This is a genomic window from Methylobacterium sp. P3_A11, from assembly GCF_056403155.1.
In genome coordinates this window covers 1-17,172 of sequence record NZ_JBFUGA010000057.1, presented here as the reverse complement: position 1 = coordinate 17,172, position 17,172 = coordinate 1, and the positions used below count along the sequence as shown (strand labels likewise).

Annotated in this window: 15 protein-coding genes; 8 read left to right on the top strand and 7 right to left on the bottom strand. The window is 69.3% G+C overall.

Translation table 11 applies throughout. The features are described from left to right. Position 1: 1 nt before the first annotated feature. Genes AC1DXK_RS18280 through AC1DXK_RS18265 form a run of 4 tightly spaced genes read right to left on the bottom strand, consistent with a single transcriptional unit; the run spans position 2 to position 3,500 of the window. The gene (locus AC1DXK_RS18280) at positions 2-775 is read right to left on the bottom strand and encodes an ABC transporter permease (protein WP_457104268.1); all 774 of its coding nucleotides are present in this window, start codon (positions 773-775) and stop codon (positions 2-4) included. After that, complete coding sequence (locus tag AC1DXK_RS18275; protein WP_457104269.1) at positions 772-1,707, bottom strand: ABC transporter permease; 936 nt, start codon at positions 1,705-1,707, stop codon at positions 772-774. The genes AC1DXK_RS18280 and AC1DXK_RS18275 overlap by 4 nt, the downstream gene beginning before the upstream one ends. A 43-nt stretch (positions 1,708-1,750) precedes the next feature. Then, positions 1,751-2,809, bottom strand: coding sequence for an ABC transporter ATP-binding protein (locus AC1DXK_RS18270; protein WP_457104270.1), 1,059 nt, complete (start codon positions 2,807-2,809; stop codon positions 1,751-1,753). A gap of 4 nt (positions 2,810-2,813) precedes the next feature. Beyond that, positions 2,814-3,500 (bottom strand): Crp/Fnr family transcriptional regulator, encoded by a 687-nt coding sequence (locus AC1DXK_RS18265; protein ID WP_457104271.1) that lies wholly within the window; start codon positions 3,498-3,500, stop codon positions 2,814-2,816. 245 nt (positions 3,501-3,745) lie between these two features. Between AC1DXK_RS18265 and AC1DXK_RS18260 the strand changes: the two genes are divergently transcribed. Next, the gene (locus AC1DXK_RS18260; protein WP_457104272.1) at positions 3,746-4,648 is read left to right on the top strand and encodes a UDP-3-O-acyl N-acetylglycosamine deacetylase; all 903 of its coding nucleotides are present in this window, start codon (positions 3,746-3,748) and stop codon (positions 4,646-4,648) included. A 24-nt stretch (positions 4,649-4,672) separates the two neighbouring features. Here AC1DXK_RS18260 and AC1DXK_RS18255 read toward each other — a convergent pair whose 3' ends face one another. After that, positions 4,673-5,446, bottom strand: coding sequence for an HD-GYP domain-containing protein (locus tag AC1DXK_RS18255; protein WP_457104273.1), 774 nt, complete (start codon positions 5,444-5,446; stop codon positions 4,673-4,675). Between the two features lie 545 nt (positions 5,447-5,991). Between AC1DXK_RS18255 and AC1DXK_RS18250 the strand changes: the two genes are divergently transcribed. Next, positions 5,992-7,857, top strand: a complete 1,866-nt coding sequence (locus tag AC1DXK_RS18250; RefSeq protein WP_477298572.1) for an ABC-F family ATP-binding cassette domain-containing protein — start codon at positions 5,992-5,994, stop codon at positions 7,855-7,857. Positions 7,858-7,893: 36 nt separating this feature from the next. On the opposite strand, the gene AC1DXK_RS18245 is transcribed toward AC1DXK_RS18250, so the two are convergent. Beyond that, entirely contained in the window at positions 7,894-9,195 is a 1,302-nt protein-coding gene (locus AC1DXK_RS18245) for an aspartate aminotransferase family protein (RefSeq protein WP_457104275.1), read from the bottom strand. A gap of 95 nt (positions 9,196-9,290) precedes the next feature. On the opposite strand from AC1DXK_RS18245, the gene AC1DXK_RS18240 reads away from it, so the two are divergent. After that, positions 9,291-10,145, top strand: coding sequence for a LysR substrate-binding domain-containing protein (locus tag AC1DXK_RS18240; protein ID WP_457104276.1), 855 nt, complete (start codon positions 9,291-9,293; stop codon positions 10,143-10,145). Between the two features lie 111 nt (positions 10,146-10,256). On the opposite strand, the gene AC1DXK_RS18235 is transcribed toward AC1DXK_RS18240, so the two are convergent. Beyond that, entirely contained in the window at positions 10,257-11,036 is a 780-nt protein-coding gene (locus AC1DXK_RS18235; protein ID WP_477298570.1) for a hypothetical protein, read from the bottom strand. Between the two features lie 682 nt (positions 11,037-11,718). Here AC1DXK_RS18235 and AC1DXK_RS18230 point away from each other — a divergent pair. The 5 genes from AC1DXK_RS18230 to AC1DXK_RS18210 all read left to right on the top strand — a co-directional run bounded on the left by AC1DXK_RS18230 (position 11,719) and on the right by AC1DXK_RS18210 (position 17,143). Continuing rightward, positions 11,719-12,783: a WcbI family polysaccharide biosynthesis putative acetyltransferase gene (locus AC1DXK_RS18230; RefSeq protein WP_457104278.1), complete on the top strand. Its 1,065-nt coding sequence runs from the start codon at positions 11,719-11,721 to the stop codon at positions 12,781-12,783. 81 nt (positions 12,784-12,864) lie between these two features. Then, positions 12,865-13,893: an alpha/beta fold hydrolase gene (locus AC1DXK_RS18225; RefSeq protein WP_457104279.1), complete on the top strand. Its 1,029-nt coding sequence runs from the start codon at positions 12,865-12,867 to the stop codon at positions 13,891-13,893. 304 nt (positions 13,894-14,197) lie between these two features. After that, positions 14,198-14,635, top strand: a complete 438-nt coding sequence (locus tag AC1DXK_RS18220; RefSeq protein WP_457104280.1) for a GlcG/HbpS family heme-binding protein — start codon at positions 14,198-14,200, stop codon at positions 14,633-14,635. Position 14,636: 1 nt separating this feature from the next. After that, positions 14,637-16,223 carry a peptide ABC transporter substrate-binding protein gene (locus AC1DXK_RS18215; protein WP_457104281.1) on the top strand — a complete coding sequence of 529 codons (1,587 nt, stop codon included), beginning with the start codon at positions 14,637-14,639 and terminating at the stop codon, positions 16,221-16,223. Next, a complete protein-coding gene (locus tag AC1DXK_RS18210) occupies positions 16,220-17,143 on the top strand; it encodes an ABC transporter permease (RefSeq protein ID WP_457104282.1) in 924 nt (307 codons plus the stop codon). The genes AC1DXK_RS18215 and AC1DXK_RS18210 overlap by 4 nt, the downstream gene beginning before the upstream one ends. Positions 17,144-17,172: the final 29 nt, after the last annotated feature.

Sequence of the window (17,172 nt, the reverse complement as noted above, 5' to 3'; positions counted from 1 at the left end):
ATCAGGCCTGCGCCCGCCTTGCCGTGAGCCAGGAGGCGAGCAGGACCGCGGCGCTGACCAGCCCGACGAGGAGGGTCGAGGCCGCGTTGATCTCTGGATTCACCCCGAGGCGGACCTGGCTGTAGAGCCGCATCGGGAGCGTGGTCGCGCCGGGTCCGGAGACGAAGCTCGCGATGACGAGGTCGTCGAGCGACAGGGTGAAGGCCAGGAGCGCGCCGGCCGCGAGAGCAGGAGCCAGGAGCGGCAGGGTCACGGTCATGAGCACGCGCGCGGGCGTCGCGCCGAGATCGGCAGCGGCTTCCTCCAGCGACCGATCGAGGCCGCGCAGGCGCGCCGCGACCACCACGGCCACGAAACCCGTGCAGAACGTCGTATGGGCGATGACGATCGTGAGGAGGCCCCGGTCCAGCCCGATCCCGATGAACATCAGCAGGAGCGAGAGGCCGATCATCACCTCCGGCATGACGATCGGTCCGAACACCAGCCCGGTGAAGAGGGCGCGTCCGCTAAACCGCCTCTGCCGCTCCAGGACCAGGGCCGCCAGGGTGCCGAGGATCGTGGCCAGCAGGCTCGCGAGGAGCGCGATCTTCAACGAGACCCAGGCGGCCGCGAGCAGCGTCGCGTCGGACATCAGCACGCCGTACCAGCGGGTCGAGAAGCCGCCCCAGACCGTCACCAGGGGCGACGCGTTGAACGAGTTGACGATCAGCACCACGATCGGCGCGTAGAGGAAGGCGAGGCCGGCCGCGAGGGCGGTGCGGGTCACCCAGGTCACGGGGCATCTCCCTCACCGGCGCGCAGGCTGTCCCGGAACAGGACCACCGGGCCGATGACGATTGCGAGGATGAGAACCGCCACGGCAGAGGCCAGGGGCCAGTCGCGGTTCGAGAAGAACTCGGCCCACAGCACGCGTCCGAGCATCAGGGTCTCGGAGCCGCCGAGCAGGTCCGGGATCACGAACTCGCCGACCATCGGGATGAAGCAGAGGCCGGCACCGGCCGCGATCCCGGGCAGGCTCAGTGGCAGGGTCACGCTCCAGAACACCCGGGCCGGCGAGGCCCCAAGATCCGCGGCGGCCTCCCGCAGGGTCGGATCGAGACGGTTCATCACCGCGTAGAGCGGCAGGACCATGAACGGCAGATAGGCGTAGACCAGCCCGATGATCACCGCGGCGTCGGTATTCAGGATCGTCAGTGGCGCATCGATCAGCCCGAGCCGGGTCAGCACGAGGTTGAGCAGACCTTCCGGTTTGAGGATCGCGATCCAGGCGTAGATCCGGATCAGGAAACTCGTCCAGAACGGCACGACCACCAGCGCCACGAGGATCGGCTGCCAGCGAGGCGGCGTCCGGGCCAGGGCGTAGGCCAAAGGTGTCCCGAGGGCGACGAGGATCAGGCTGGCCAGGGCCGCGTAGGTCAGCGAGCCGAGGGCGGCGTCGCGGTAGAGGGGGTCGGCGTAGAGCGTCCGGTAATTGTCGAAGTTGAGCGCTTCGAGAAAGGTCGACCAGCCGTCGAGACCCGCATGCCAATCGAGCACCGGCAGATAGGGCGGGATCGCTGTCGCCGGCTCCGACAGGCTGATCTTGAGGGTGATGGCGAAGGGCAGGAGGAAGAAGGCTGCCAGCCAGAGGAAGGGTGGCAATCGCACCAGCCGATCGAACAGCCTCATGGATCTCCGGCCGCTCATGGGCGGGCGGCCTGCGCGCATCGGGCCGAGCCCGCACGAGAATCCGCATCGGTCTGAGTCGGATTCATGCCGGCAGGATCACGGCGGCCCCGGGCGCGAAACCGGCATGCGACGCCGATCCGGCCGCGGCTTCGGTCTCCGCCGGTCGCCCGCTCGCCCGCAACAGGGTGCCGTCGGGCAAGCGCAGCGTGCGGCGCACGCGGTCTCCGAGAAATACGGAATCGGCGATCACCACGGGCAATCCCTCCGCGCCGAGGACGAGATCCTCCGGCCGCACGGCCACCACCACGGCGGCCCCCGTCGCCAGCGAAGCCGGCGCAACGCCCGGAACGGTGCCGTATGCGGTCTCGACGACGCGGGTTCCGTCGGGTTTTTCGGCTGCGAGGCGACCGGGGATGAGGTTCACGTCGCCGAGCAGCCCGGCCACGAAGCGGCTCGCCGGGCGCCGGTAGAGTTCCGCCGGCGGCCCGACCTGGACCAGGCGACCCCCCTCCATGACGCCGATGCGGTCGGCGAGCATCATCGCCTCCTCGGGATCGTGGGTGACGACGATGAAGGCGGTGCCGAGTCGCCGCTGGACCGCGCGCAATTCGCCCTGTGTCTCCTCACGCAGGCCGCGATCCAGGGCGCCGAGCGGCTCGTCGAGCAGCAGCAGCCTCGGCTCCCGGGCCAGGGCGCGGGCTAGGGCGACCCGCTGCCGCTGACCACCCGACAGCGTGTCGGGCCGACGGTCGCCGAACCCATCGAGGCGCACGAGCCTGAGGAGGTCCGTCACCCGGTCGGACATCGCGGCGCGGCCGAGTCCCTTGAGGCCATAGCCGATATTGCCGGCCACGCTCATGTGCGGGAACAGGGCGTAGGACTGGAACATCATGTTGACCGGCCGCCGGTGCGGCGGCAGCCCCGTCAGGTCCTGCTCGCCCAGCAGGATCCGTCCCGCGGTCGGCGTCTCGAACCCCGCGATCATGCGCAGGAGGGTGCTCTTCCCGCAGCCCGACGGTCCGAGCAGGCAGAAGAATTCCCCAGGCCGGAGATCGAGGGTCACCGCCTCGACGGCGCGGTGCGTGCCGAAGCGTTTGGTCAGCTCCTCGATCCGCAGGCGCGGCGCCGGCAGGCCGGACAACGGATCAGGAATCCTCGCGCAGCGCCTCGGCCACGCGCGCTTCGAGGAGATCCGGACGGCGCAGGACCAGGGCGCCGCGGGTGCGGTCGACCAGACCCTCGGCAGCCATCGCGGTGAATTCCCGGGTCACCTGCTCGCGGCGGCAGCCGATCCGGGCGGCGAGGACGTGGTGGTACGGCGGCGGCGACACCACCCGCTCGCCCCCGGCGCCCGACCTCGGTACGGACAGGCGCAGCAGCTCGGCATAGAGCCGGTGCTTGAGGTCGAGCAGGGCGTGTTCCATAAGCCGCGTGTTCAGCTCGCGCACGCGCTTGGCGAGGAGCCGGAACAGCCGGTCGGCGATCGCCTCGGAGGCGAACACGATCTGCCGGAACACCGCGGCCGGCACCACGCAGACTTCGCCGCGGGTGAGCGCGGTGACGTTGGCCGAGCGGCCGATCCCGTCGATCGCGGCGAGCTCCCCGAAGAAGGCACCGCCCCGCATCTCGCCGAGGATCACCTCCTTGCCGGACTGCGTCCGGTTCAGGATGCGGACCTCACCGGAGGCGATGAAGTACACATCCGTCGAGATATCGTCGAAGTCGACGAGGACTTCGTTCTCGTCGAAGCGGCGCCAGTGACAGCGGGATTCGTAGGTGGTGAGCTCGATGCCCGGATCCTTGAAGAAGGGTATCGTCCCCAACCGCGCCATCGATCGTGTTCCCTCAACTCCGGCCTCCGTCCCTGCCCTGACGGGGGCCGACCAGCAGATCTGGGGACGGGAGCAACCCGCACAGTGAAACCGCGCCCCGCCGGGGCGGTGCTGGATCGATCGGGCGACGGTAATCGTGACGGTCGCGGGCTGGGCGGTCAAGCCGCGAGCCGATGAACAGGAGTTTATTAGCGTGCGTTGGCTACGAGGGCTAAATTCCTCGCCCGCCGTGGCGGGCAGTTGTGATGCACCAAGACGTTCCTTTCCTGCGTTCCACCTCCAGCACGGCACCCCGTCAGCAGGCGACGGTGTCGTGCGCGTTCGAGCGGTCCGGCCGAAGCCTGCATTCCGGGCGGCATGCGACCGTCCGTGTCAGCCCGGCACCGGCCGGCCATGGCGTCGTCTTTCGCCGTCGTCTCAAGGACGGCCGCACCGTCGACGTGCCGGCACAGTGGCGATACCGCGAGCCGCAACCGCTCTCCTCGGCGATCCGGCGCGAGGGGGTCCTCGTCCGCACCATCGAGCACCTGTTGGCATCGCTCAGCGCGCTGCGGATCGACAACGTTCTGGTCGAGATCGATGCGGACGAACTGCCGATCTTCGACGGCAGCGCGACGCCCTGGTGTGAGGCGATCCGCGCGGCGGGTCGGAGCAAGCAGGCCACGCCCTGCCGGGTGATCCGCGTGGCCCGCACCGTGGCGGTCGAGAACGGGCGGCGTCGGCTCCAGATCGAGCCGGGCCGGGGCCTGCACATCACCGGCCACGTCGCGCTCGCCCATTTCGGATCGATCGACTGGTCGGGCGCGATCACGCCGGAGAGCTTCGAGCGCGAGATCGCGCCGGCGCGCAGTTTCGGCCGCTACGTGCGTGCCATGGCCGGTCGCGCCTATGGCCACCTTTTGGGAAACGACTTCCTTCAGGGGGTGTCGCCACGCTCGGCGGCGCTGCTCGTGCGGGGGCGCGTGCTCGGCGGAATGCGTGTTCCCGGCGAACCGGTCCGGCACCGGATTCTCGACCTCGTCGGCGATCTTGCCCTGGCGGGTCATCCGATCGAGGGACGCGTCGAGGCACTCCACACCGGCCACGAACTCAATCACGCCCTCGTCGCGGCCCTGATGCGAGACCCGTCGGCCTGGGAACTCGTTTGACCGCTCGCCGTCCCGCCTGCGGTCTCAGGCGGAGGCCCGACGGGGCGTGTCGCAGGCGTCCGCGACCGCGCCGAACGCGCGGACCAGATCCATGTCGAGGCGCGAGTCCATCTGCGCGAGGATCGCGTAGGCTTCACTGGCCGACTTCGGAGCCTTGTAGGGGCGTGCCTCGATCAGCGCGGCGTAGATGTCGCAGATGGTGATGAGACGCACGAGATCGGGGATCTCCGCGCCGCGCAAGCCATCCGGATAACCCGAACCGTCCAGATATTCGTGGTGCGAGCGGACGACCGATAGGGTCAGCGCATCGTAATCGCCCGTCAGCAGCATCGCGTGACCGAGCGCGGGGTGGCGATCCATCTCGCGCCGCTCCTCCGGGGTCAGGGGGGCGGGTTTGTTCAGGATGGCGAGGGAGATCTTGGCCTTGCCGATGTCGTGGAGCAAAGCGCCTTTGACCAGATATCGGGAGTCGGCCTCGTTGAGACGCAAGGCCCGGGCGAATTCCGCAGCGAGGCCGGCCACGCTGAGACAATGGCGGTGGGTGACGTCGTCGAAGCTCGCGACCACCGCGAGCCAATCGCGCACCTTCGCCTCGCGGATCGCCTGATTCACGAGGTTGGCGCCGGACTCGACAATGGCCAGCGGCGGCGCCGCATCGGCCCGGAAGATGGCGGCGAAGGCGGAGCGGGCTTCCGTGACGTGTTGCTGCCAAGGGCCCGCCGGCCGCTTGACAGGCGCGCCGCCGGTCAGGGCGGCAACGGCGTTCAGGAGCATCGCATTCGCGGCGGAGGCCGGCATGATACGGGTCGCGCCGAGGGCGGTCGCCTGGATCTCGCCCCGCCCGAGACTGCCGTGGATGAGGGCGAGGAACGGCGTTGTGGGTCCGCGCGCGACGGTCAGGGCCTGTCGGAGGCGCCGAACGGATTCGGACGTCAGCGCGCTGACGTCGCTGATGATCAGCGCAGCCCCAGCGGGCGGAGGGACGTCCCCGTAGAGATCGTGGACCGAAACGGAACCGCCGGCGCCGAGATGGCGTGCGAGGCGCTCGCCGCGGCCGATCTCGTCGGTCAAGATCAGGGTCTGGCCCACCATCTCCCTCCGCCGTTCGACTCTATCCCGAGCCCCCGACGTCCCGGCGGGCGACCGTGATAGAACCGATAATCAGCTAATCATCTGCTAGATGCACAACACCCGCTGCTTGTTTGACGCCATTCCGTTAAAAATTCAGCCGTCCTTGCAGATCTCGTTGCGATGTGAAGCGCTCGGATCAAGCGGGACGCTCGGATCGCACGCGGCGCGGGGTCGGCCTTGCCTCGCCGCGTCCGGACGGCCAGAAGGCCGCCATGCTGCGCGTCAACGACCTCACCTATCGCATCGGCGACCGTCTGATTCTCGATTCCGCGAGCTCCACGATCCCGGAGGGCGCCCGCGTGGGGCTCGTCGGGCGCAACGGCGCCGGTAAGACCACCCTGTTCAAGGCGATCCTCGGCGACCTGCCGGTCGATGCGAAGTCCGTTTCGCTGCCCAAGGGCATGCGGATCGGCGCCGTCGCCCAGGAAGCCCCCGCGGGACCGGAGACGCTGCACGCGGTGGTGCTCGCCGCAGATACCGAGCGCGCCCGCCTGATGGCGGAGGCCGAGCACGCGGACGGCTTGCGCCGGGCCGAGATCGAGACCCGGCTCGTGGATATCGGCGCGCATTCGGCGCCCGCCCGCGCCGCCGCGATCCTGCACGGCCTCGGCTTCGATGCCGCGGCACAGGGGAGACCGTGCTCGGACTTCTCGGGCGGGTGGCGGATGCGCGTGGCGCTCGCGGCGGTGCTGTTCTCCGAGCCGGACCTGCTGCTTCTCGACGAGCCGACCAACTATCTCGACATCGAGGGTACCCTCTGGCTCTACGACTATCTGGAGCGCTACCCGCGCACTGCGATCATCATCAGCCACGATCGCGATCTCCTCGACACGAGCGTCGACCACATCCTGCATCTCGACCGCGGCAAGTTGGCGATCTACCGCGGCGGCTATTCGAGCTTCGCCAGGCAACTGTCGGAGAAGCGCGTCCTGCAGGCCAAGGCGAAGGTCAAACAGGACGCCGAGCGGGCGCATCTCCAGAGCTTCATCGACCGGTTCAAGGCCAAGGCGACCAAGGCGCGCCAAGCCCAGTCGCGCATGAAGCGCCTCGCGAAGATGGAGCCGATCGCCGCGCTCCTCGAGGACGACGTGCCGGTGATTCATCTGCCGAGCCCGGAGAAGCCGCTGTCGCCGCCGATCGTCGCCATGGAGCGGGTCAAGGCCGGTTACGGCGACCGGGTCGTGCTGACCGGCCTGGACCTCAGCCTCGCCCCCGACGACCGTGTGGCGCTCCTCGGCGCCAACGGCAACGGCAAGTCGACCTTCTGCAAGCTGATCGGCGGCCGGCTCGGGCCGATCGGCGGCGAGGTCAAGCGCTCCTCCAAGATGGAGGTCGCCTATTTCGCGCAACACCAACTCGACGAGCTTCGCCCGGCCGAAAGCGCCTACGCGCATGTCCGGACCCTCATGCCGGATGTACCGGAAGCGAAGGTGCGAGCCGCAACCGCACGGCTCGGGTTCGGTGCCAACAAAGCCGACACGCCGGTGGAGAAGCTCTCGGGGGGCGAGAAAGCGCGGTTGCTCATGGGGCTCGCGGCGTTCCAAGGCCCGCATCTCTTGATCCTCGACGAGCCGACCAACCACCTCGACATCGAGAGCCGGCAGGCCCTCGTGGAGGCGATCAACGACTACGAGGGTGCCGTTATCCTCGTCTCGCACGACCGATTCCTGGTCGAAGCCTGCGCAGACCGGCTGTGGCTGGTGGCGGACGGCACGGTGAAGACCTTCGATGGCGACATGGACGACTACCGACGGTTCGTCCTGTCGGGTCCGGAGCGCGAGGCCGAGCGCGAGGCGGAACCTTCGGGCGGCCAGAAGGCAGAGGCGCGCCGCGCTGGCGTGGAGCGCCGGGCCGCCCTCGCCCCCCTGCGCAAGCGCCTCGAATCGATCGAGGCGCGGATGGCGAAGCTGACCGCCGCGATCCAGAAGATCGACGCGGCGCTCGCGGATGGGACTGCCTTCCGCGAGAACGCCGCCAAGGCCGGCGAGATCGCCAAGATGCGCGCCGACGCGGCGAGCGCGCTCGCCGTCGCCGAGGAAGAGTGGCTGACGGTGAGCACGGAGATCGAGGCGGCCTGAGTCTTTTGGCGCCTGCCGGAAAAGCCCTGTCGGCTGTCAGACCGCGCTTTCGAGGGCGCGCTCCAGGATGTCGACCCCGAGGTCGATTTCGGTATCGGTGGCGGTCAGCGGCGGCGCGATGCGAAACACGCCGCCCATGCCCGGCAACTGGACGATGTTCATGCTGAGCCCGAGGTCGAGGCACCGGCGGGTGACCGCGTCGCCAAGTTCCGGTGCCGGCACCTTCGTGGCCCGGTCGGCGACGATCTCGACGCCCTGAAGCAGCCCGCGCCCGCGCACGTCGCCGATGCAGCCGAAGCGCTGCTGGAGCGCCCGCAGCCGCGCCGAGAGCCGGGCTCCGGCTGCCTCGGCCCGCGCGACGAGGCCGTCGCGCCGGACGATCTCCAGCACCTTGAGGCCCACCGCCGCCGGAAGCGGATCGGAGACATGCGTGGTGTAGAACAGGAAGCCCCGCGCGTGGCAAAGGTCCTCGATCTCCGGGGTCGTCATGACTGCGGCAAGCGGCAGGCCGGCTCCCAGGGTCTTCGACAGGGTTAGGATGTCCGGCACCACGCCGTCGCGCTCGCAGGCGAACATCAGGCCGGTGCGGCCGATGCCGGTCTGGGCCTCGTCGAGGATCAGCAGCATGCCGCGCTCGGCGCACTTGCCCTTGAGCGCGGCGAGGTAGCCCGGCGGCAGCTCGATGATCCCGCCGGAACTCAGGATCGGCTCCGCCAGGAACGCCGCGAGGTTGCCGGTCGACTGCCGATCCAGAAGCGCGAAGGCGTAGTCCAGCTCGGTTCGCCAATCCGATGCGCCGTCCTTCTCGAACGCCGGTCGGTAGGCGTTCGGCGCGGGGATCGCGAAGGATCCGACCTGCGCCGGCCCGTAGCCCTTGCGACCGGCGCTGTAGGTCGCCGCGGCGGCTCCGGCCGTCATGCCGTGCCAGGACTGGGCGAAGCTCACCACCTCCCACCCGCCCGTGGCCAGCTTGGCCATGCGCAGGGCCGCCTCGTTGGCCTCGGCGCCCGTCGTCAGCAGCAAGGTCCGCTCGAGGCCGCCGGGGGCGATTCGCGCCAGTTCCGTTGCCAGATCGACGACGGGACGGCTCAGCATGCCGCTGAACAGGTGGTCGAGCTGTCCGACGTGATGCGCCGCGACAGCAGCGATCTCGGGATGACCGTGACCCAGGATCGCGCTCATCTGGCCGGAGGTGAAATCGAGGATCTTCCGGCCCTCGGCATCGTAGACGAAGCTGCCCTCCGCCCGCTCGATGATGACCGGCGCGAAGGCGCCGCCGTACCGGACCAGATGGCGACGCGCCCGCGTCCAGAAGTCGGGATCGTCGTTTCGCGTCATGGCCGCTGCTGTTCCCCTGTCGAACCCGCCCAGGCTAGAAGGGGATTCACACGCAGAAAAGCTTATAGTTCTGAACTGAGAGTTCACCTTTCCTGATGGGACACAGCCTCGATATCGATCTGCTCCGCAGTTTCGTCACGGTGGCGGAGACGGGCGCCCTCAGCCGCGCCGCTGAGCGCGTCAGCCGGAGCCAGGCCGCGCTCAGCATGCAGATGAAGCGCCTGGAGAATCTCGTCGCTCAGCCGCTGCTGCGCCGGACCGGGCGGGGTGTTTCGCTGACCGTGCAGGGGGAGCGCCTCCTGCGCCACGCGCGCCGGATCCTGGCCGCGCACGACGATGCCCTGGCGGAATTGAACGGGCAGAGCCTCAACGGCTCCCTGAGGATCGGCTGCCCAGACGATTACGCCCAGGCGTTCCTGCCGACGCTGTTGCGCGGTTTCGCGCGCCATCATCCCGGTGCCGCGATCGCAGTCGTGTGCGCTGCGACGCCGAGGCTGGAGAAGCGCCTGCAACAGGGCGGCCTCGACCTGGCGCTGGTCTCGGTCCCCCTCGCGGCCGGACGGGAGATGCTCAGGCGTGAGGACCTCGTCTGGGTCGCCGCGCGCGACAGTGCCGGCCCGTGGCCGAATCCGCTGCCGCTCGCTCTGGGGGACCCCGACACCCTTGATCACCGGGCTGCGCGCGCCGCCCTCGACCGAGCCGGTCGCGCATACCGCATCGCTTACGCGAGCGGCAGCCTGTCCGGTCTGCTGGCCGTGGTGCGCTCCGCCCAGGCCGTGGCGGTCCTGACCCGTTCCGCCGTCCCGCCCGACCTGCAGGTGCTGACCCGCGACAGCGGCTTGCCGACGCTGCCTAGGATCGGGGTGACACTGAATCTGGACGAACTACACGCCGCGCCGTTGACGCGAGCCTTTGCCGCGCATGTGCGGTCCGTCCTGCCGACGCTCTGACCCGGGTCGCCGGGGTCGGCGCCGAAATCATGCATCCGATCCAAGCCGCGCGCCGACGCCGGACCTCACGGCCTCCAGTCGCCGTGATCTCACATGGCCGATGCAAGGTCGTCATCCGTCATCGGAATGTTTCGGCCAGAACAGTACGATTTCATCGTTGTCGACATTGATCCAATTGATATGCGTGCCGGGATTTTCATGGCGGATCGCTTCGAAATGCTCGCTGTTGCAGAGCGGATAGATGTTCTTTTCCAAACTGCTCAAGCCGGCGTCGATCTGTGCCTGACGCAGAGCCGATCGGACGTGCGTATCCGCCAGCAATAGCCCGCGGAACTTCCGGCCGGCGATGTCGGGAAAAGCCGCGCTCCAAGTCGCCATCACCCGCGGATTGTCGTACTGAACGACCGTATCGGTCTCGACGATTCGGGACGGGCTGTGATCCAGCCGGACGTCCTCGGTCCAGTTCCGGTTGGCCGCGGCCATCGTCTTGGTCGTTTCAGGCGATACGACGGGCGTCGTCGCCGCAGCCGATGCCAGCTCCGCGACGACCTGCGCACCGCGCCGGTCGGGCGGGTCGAATGCCGCCGCGTCGGCCGCCTGGATCCGGGTCTCGGCCAACGCGAATACTGCGACGGCAGCCTCGGGCGACAGCGTGTAGATGGACCGCGGATCGAGAGGCGGCGGTGCGACAGCAATCGCCTCCTTCGGTGTGGGGCCCCCGCTTCGACGGGCTGTGGCTTCTGGGCGGCCGCCGTGACGGCAGCGATCGAAGGTACGTAATCCATCGCCAAATCTCCGACTGTTCAGGACGATGCGAAGGCCCGCCGCCTTTCCGTTCCAGCCCGTTTTCCATCTCCCCCCGGTGCGTTGGCCGCTGAGTGCCAGCGCCACCCGGGGCCGACTGTCGTCTGGAACCCCTGTCCCCTATTGCCGCGGCCGCCGGCCGCATGAACCGACAGTCCAAGCGCCGGCGCATTGAGACCGGATTCGTGATGGCGGCCACTGTCCCAGGTGCCATAGTGCAAAGCCGGCCTCGCTGTAGGCGCGGTCCGGGTGGCCGCCACGTCGGTCCAGGCTGACGGGGATGAAAGTGAGGACGCCTCGATCGTCGGGCGCCCCGCGGCCTTCATGCCCGCGAGCGACCCATCCGCGAGCTTCATGCTCCGTTCATTCCAACGTGCACTTGGCGCCCTGAAGGTGTCAACGCTCAGTCGTGTCGAATCCAAGCATTACCGCGATCTTTTCAACCAGGATGCCGGGCATTTATCTGGACGACGGATGAAATTTTCTCTTGGAGATCTAAACAATTCGAGGTGCGCGCATCCGGTAGAACATCGACTAACTGTGCCCTCGCGACACGATGACCGCGTCGCGACTTCCGTGGCGGACCGGTCGGCGACTCCGTGGGTTCGCGCCACGGGATACGCGGTCGACCGGCGCCGAAGCGCGAGGCGCTCGACATCGGGAGCGCGACAGAGCCCCTGATCCCGGCCGAAGACCGTGATTCCCGGGGCGTGCCAGCCCGCCGCAGGCGGTGTTTGCCCGCGGCCCGCGGACATGCGAGAGAGACCGGATGTTGACCGTCGATAGCCTCTGGCGCGCGCGGCACCGGCTCGCGCAGTTCGGGAAGAAGCGGACAGGATCTCCGCGTATCCTCGTGATCGGCGTCTGTCAGGCCGGGTCCATCGCCAAGGCGATGCGTTACCTGCTGCCCGACGCGCGGGTGGATTTCGTCTCGGCCTTCACGGCCGCCCGCCGGTTCCCGCGCCTCGCGGACCTCATGGCCCATGCCGACGGTTACGACCACGTCTTCAGCAGCATCTACCTGCCCCGGTTCAAGGGCGGCGGTACGATCGACACCCTGCGGACGCACCCGAAGGTGCGGTTGATCCCGACCATCGTGTTCAGCGCCTATCATCCGGATCTCGTCCATGTCGGCGTGCAGGATTCGGTGACGCTCCACGGCCTGATCTCAGGGCCGATGGGCCATTCGCATTCCGCGATCACCCTGTTCGCCTACCTGTCGGGCTTCTCGCAGGCGCAGGCGCTGCGTCTGTTCTCCGAGCCGGTCTTCGAGCGCCTCGGGTATTTCAATTTGTGGGACGAGTCGGTCGCGTATCTGCGCGGGCTCGGCGTCCAGGCGGGCTACGACCTCGACACACATCTGACGCGGTGGGCGCGGCGGGGCTGCTTCATGCACTCCATCAACCACACCAAGCTCTACGTGGTGGCCGATCTCGCCCGCGGGCTGCTGACCAAAGCCGGCGTGCCGTTCGAGGAATGCGACCTCGACGCCTTCCTGCCCGACGACCTCGGCGGCCAGGGCAGCTGGCCGGTCTATCCGGAGATCGCCCAGCATTTCGGCGTTGCCGGGAGCGCCCTGTTCTTCAAGGCGGAGACACGCCGGTCCGGCCCCGCGCGCACGATGAGCCGGGCCGAATTCATCGCGGCCTCCTATGCCAACTACGACCGGCGTGAGCGGAAGCTCCTGATCTCGCAGCGGGTCCAGGGCTGGCTCAACGACCCGCCGACGGTAGACTTCCTGCGCGAGGCGGCGGGTCGGTGTGACGCGCCGGCGCGGTCGGCCGCCCAGGTCCCGGCCCTCAAGGCGGGCAGCTTCGCCGGGCACGCCTCCTAGCGCCGCGGATCCGGCACTTCCCGCCGGTCCCGGCGTTGTCGCGCACCGCCCGCGGATGCGGGATCGACTCGAGGTGTCCCGATGAATCCCCAGTCCCGGCACCGCACGGGCCGCATAGCGACCGCGGCGGCCCTGACGCTCGTCGGCTCGGCCGCGGGCCTCGTCGGCTGGAGCCGCCTGTCGGTGAACAGGCGGATGCCCCTGCCGCCGGCCCTTCCGGGGCGGCACGATCTGATGCCCACTCGGCGCGCCGGCGCGCTCTCGCTCTATCGCTCGACGGAGGCGGACGGTGTCCCGCTCCTGCTGATCCACTCGATCAACGCGGCCGCCAACGCCTACGAGGTCCGGCCGCTCTACCTGCGCTTCCGCAAAACGCGGCCGGTCTACGCCCTGGAGCTGCCGGGGTTCGGATTCTCCGAACGCTCGCGCCGCCGCTACACGCCGCGCCTCATGGTGGAGGCGATCCACGCCGCCGCGGACGAGATCCGGCGTTGTCACGGGGATCACCCCATCGATGCCCTGGCCCTATCCCTGTCGGCCTCGTTCCTCGCGCGGGCCAGCCTGGAACGCTCGGATGCCTATCGCAGCCTCGCGCTGGTCAGCCCGACGGGCTTCGACGCACGGCTCTCCGGTGAGGGACCGCCGGACGGTCATCGGGGACGCGACTGGCTTCGGGACATCCTCGATCGACCGCCCCTGGGCCGGCCGCTGTTCGACGCCCTGGTCACGCGTCCGAGCATCCGCTTCTTCCTGAAGAAGACCTTCGGCTCGGACAGGATCGACGAGGGCCTTCTCGCCTACGACCACGCATCGGCCCACCAGCCGGGTGCCGAGCACGCGCCGTATTGCTTCATCGCGGGTCATCTGTTCCCCACCGACGCGACACGCCTCTACGAGCGCCTGCGCCTCCCGGTCTGGATGGTGCACGGCGAACGCGGCGACTTCGTCGACTATCGGCTGGTGCCGCGTGTTGCCGATCGGCCCAACTGGCGCGTCGACACCCTGCCGACCGGCGCGTTCCCGCATTTCGAGCAGCCGGAAACGGTCGCGGACCGCTACGACGCGTTTCTGGCGCGCATCATTCGCCTGCCGGCGGCTCGACCGTTGTGATCCGGTAGCGCAGCCACACCACGCCGTCGGAGAGGCGCTCGCAGGCCGTGGGGTCGAGCCTGCGACGGCTGCCCATCGTCTCCGTCTCCGCCCCGTCGAAGTCGAAAACCGCGGGGGCGCCCGACAGGCCGTCGACCGCTGGGGCGAGGAGCGCAGGCTCAGCTCGTCGATGAGGCCGGCCCACGGATCGGCCCACCGCTGCGAAAGGGATCGAACGCGGCAACAGCCTGCATCGGTGGACCGGTCGGGCTCCCATCCGTAAGGATGGGGCCGCCGCAGGGAGCGGCGTCCACCTTGGATCCCGATGATCGATCTCACCCTCGAGGCCGCCCGCACAATCGTCGACACGGCCCTGCGGGAAGCGCGAACGCGCACACTCAAGCCGCTGGCCGTCGTCGTCTACGATGCCCGCGGCGCGCTCAAGGCGGTCGCGGTCGAGGACGGCACCTCCCTGCGCAGGGCCGAGATCGCCTGCGGCAAGGCCAACGGCGCGCTGGCGCTCGGCCTCGGCTCCCGGGCGATCCATGCCCGCGCGGAGGCTCAGCCCTACTTCGTCGCGGCCGTGACCCATCTTGCCGGACCCGCCGCTCTCGTTCCGGTGCCCGGCGGTGTCCTGATCCGCTCCACGGAGGGCCGGCTCCTCGGCGCCGTCGGCATTTCAGGCGACACCTCCGACAACGACGAGATCTGCGCGGTGGCCGGCATTCAGGCGGCCGGGCTCGTCCCGGAGACCGGCGGCTGAGATGCGCCTCACTCGGCGCGCGTGGCTGGTAGGCGCCGCCGCCGTTTCAGCCGTGGGACCGGCCCATGCGGCCGAGCTGCTGTACCGGCGCGGTAACGACGCCGATCCGGAGACTCTCGACCCGCACCGCTCGTCCACGGTTGCCGAGGCGCATATCCTGCGCGATCTCTGCGACGGGCTCCTGACCTACGACAACAGGGGTGCGATCATCCCGGGCGCTGCCCGGACCTGGACCCTGTCGGACGACGGGCTCAGCCTGCATTTCGACCTGCGGCCGGACGGCCGCTGGTCGAACGGCGAACCGGTCACGGCGGCGGACTTCGTCTATTCATTACGCCGGATGCTCGACCCGGCCACGGGGGCGAAATACGCCGAGATCCTGTTCCCGATCCGGAACGCGGCCGCCGTCAACCGCGGCGAAAAGCCGACGGACGCCCTCGGGGTTGTCGCGGAAACGCCGCTGCGGCTCGCGATCACCCTGGAACAGCCGACCCCCTACATCCTGGAGCTCCTGACCCACCAGACCGCCCTGCCGGTGCATCGTGCGTCCGTGGAGCGGTACGGCGACGGTTTCACCCGGCCCGGCAACCTCGTAACGAACGGCCCCTACAGGCTTCTGGACCGCGTGCCGGGCGGTGCGATCACCCTGGAGGCCAACCCGCTCCATCCCGACGGCGCGGCCCTCGCGATCCGCCGCGTCGCCTTCCTCCCGACTCCCGACCTGGCATCGGCCGTGCGCCGCTATGCCGCCGGAGAGATCGACTCGCTCGCCGATCTGCCCGTCGATCAGATCGCCGACCTGCGCCGCCGTTTCGGAACCCAGGTGGTGCTCGGCCCCTCGCTCGGCCTCGCGGCGCTGGTGGTCAACACCCGCAAGAAGCCGTTCTCGGACAGGCGGGTCCGCCAGGCGCTGTCGCTCGTCATCGACCGCGAATATCTGGCCGACGGGCTGAACGGCGGAACCATGAGTCCGGCCTATTCGCTGTGCCCGCCGGGTCTCGATCATTACCGGACGCCCCCCGAGATCGCGGGTCGGCAAGGCCTGCCGATCGACCACGAGGCGGAGGCGCGATGGCTCCTCGCCGAGGCCGGTTTCGGCCCCGATAATCCGCTCACGGTGGAGTACCGGTTCAACGTCAGCGACAACAACCGCACCATCGCGGTGGCGATCGGCGAGATGTGGCGCGACCTCGGGATCGTCACCCGCTACGTCTATACGGATGCCAAGACCCATTTCGCCTATCTGCGCGACGGCGGCGACTTCGATGTGGCGCGCTACAGCTGGATCGCCGATTATTCCGATCCGCAGAACTTCCTGTTCCTGCTCCAGAGCGGAAACGACGGCATGAATGCCGGGCACTGGTCGGACGCAGCCTTCGACGACCTGATGGCGAAGGCCGCCGCCGCGCGCGACCTCGTCCGGCGGGCCGACCTGCTCTACGACGCCGAGTCGATCGCGCTGCGCGAGATGCCCTGGATTCCGCTGATGCACTACCGCTCCAAGGCGCTGATCGCGCCGCGGCTGCACGGTTATCACCCGAACCTGCGTAACGCGGCGCCGACACGGTTCCTGAGGCTCGACGCTTGATCCGTTTCATGTTGCGTCGCCTCGCGCAGGCGGTCCCTACGCTGCTGGCCGTCGTGACCGTCAGCTTCTTCCTGATGCGGCTCGCGCCCGGCGGCCCGTTCGACCTGGAACGGCCCCTGGCGCCCGCCGCCATGGAGAACCTGCGCCGGGTCTACGGTCTCGACCGGCCGCTGGTCGCGCAGTTCGGGAGCTACCTCGCGGCCCTGGCGCGCGGTGACCTGGGTCCGTCCTTCTCGTTCCGCGACCAGAGTGTCCTCGACCTGATCGCCCGTGGCCTGCCGGTCTCCGCGACGCTCGGTGCCCTCGCGCTGGCCCTCGCCACGACCCTGGGGGTCGGGCTCGGCATCGCGGCGGCACTCCGGCGCGGCGGGGTCATCGACAGAGTTCTGGGAATCGGTGCCGCCCTGACGCTCTCGCTGCCGAGCTTCGTGGTCGCCCCCCTCCTCCAGATCGCCTTCGGCCTCAGCCTGCGCTGGCTGCCGCTGGGCGGCTGGAACGACGGCGCCCCGAGCCATCTCGTTCTGCCCGTCGTGACCCTGGCCCTGCCGCAGGTTGGCGCCCTGGCCCGGATGACCCGGGCTTCCCTGGGTGAGGCTTTGCGCACGCAGCCGATCCGCACCATGCGGAGCCTCGGCCTGCCGCCGGCCCGCGTCACGCGCCACGCCCTGCGGGGCGCCCTGCTGCCGGTGGTCGCCTATCTCGGACCTTTGGCGGCGTCCCTGCTAACCGGCTCGGTCGTGGTGGAGTCGATTTTCGGCCTGCCGGGGATCGGCCGCTATTTCGTGGAGGGGGCGCTCAACCGCGACTACACGCTGGTGATGGGAACGGTGCTGCTGGTCGCCGGGCTGGTGATCGCCCTCAATATCGCGGCCGACTTGGCCTGCGCGTGGCTCGACCCGCGCCTGCGGACCGCGGCGTGAGCGCGGCGTCGCCGCGGGCAGCACCGGCG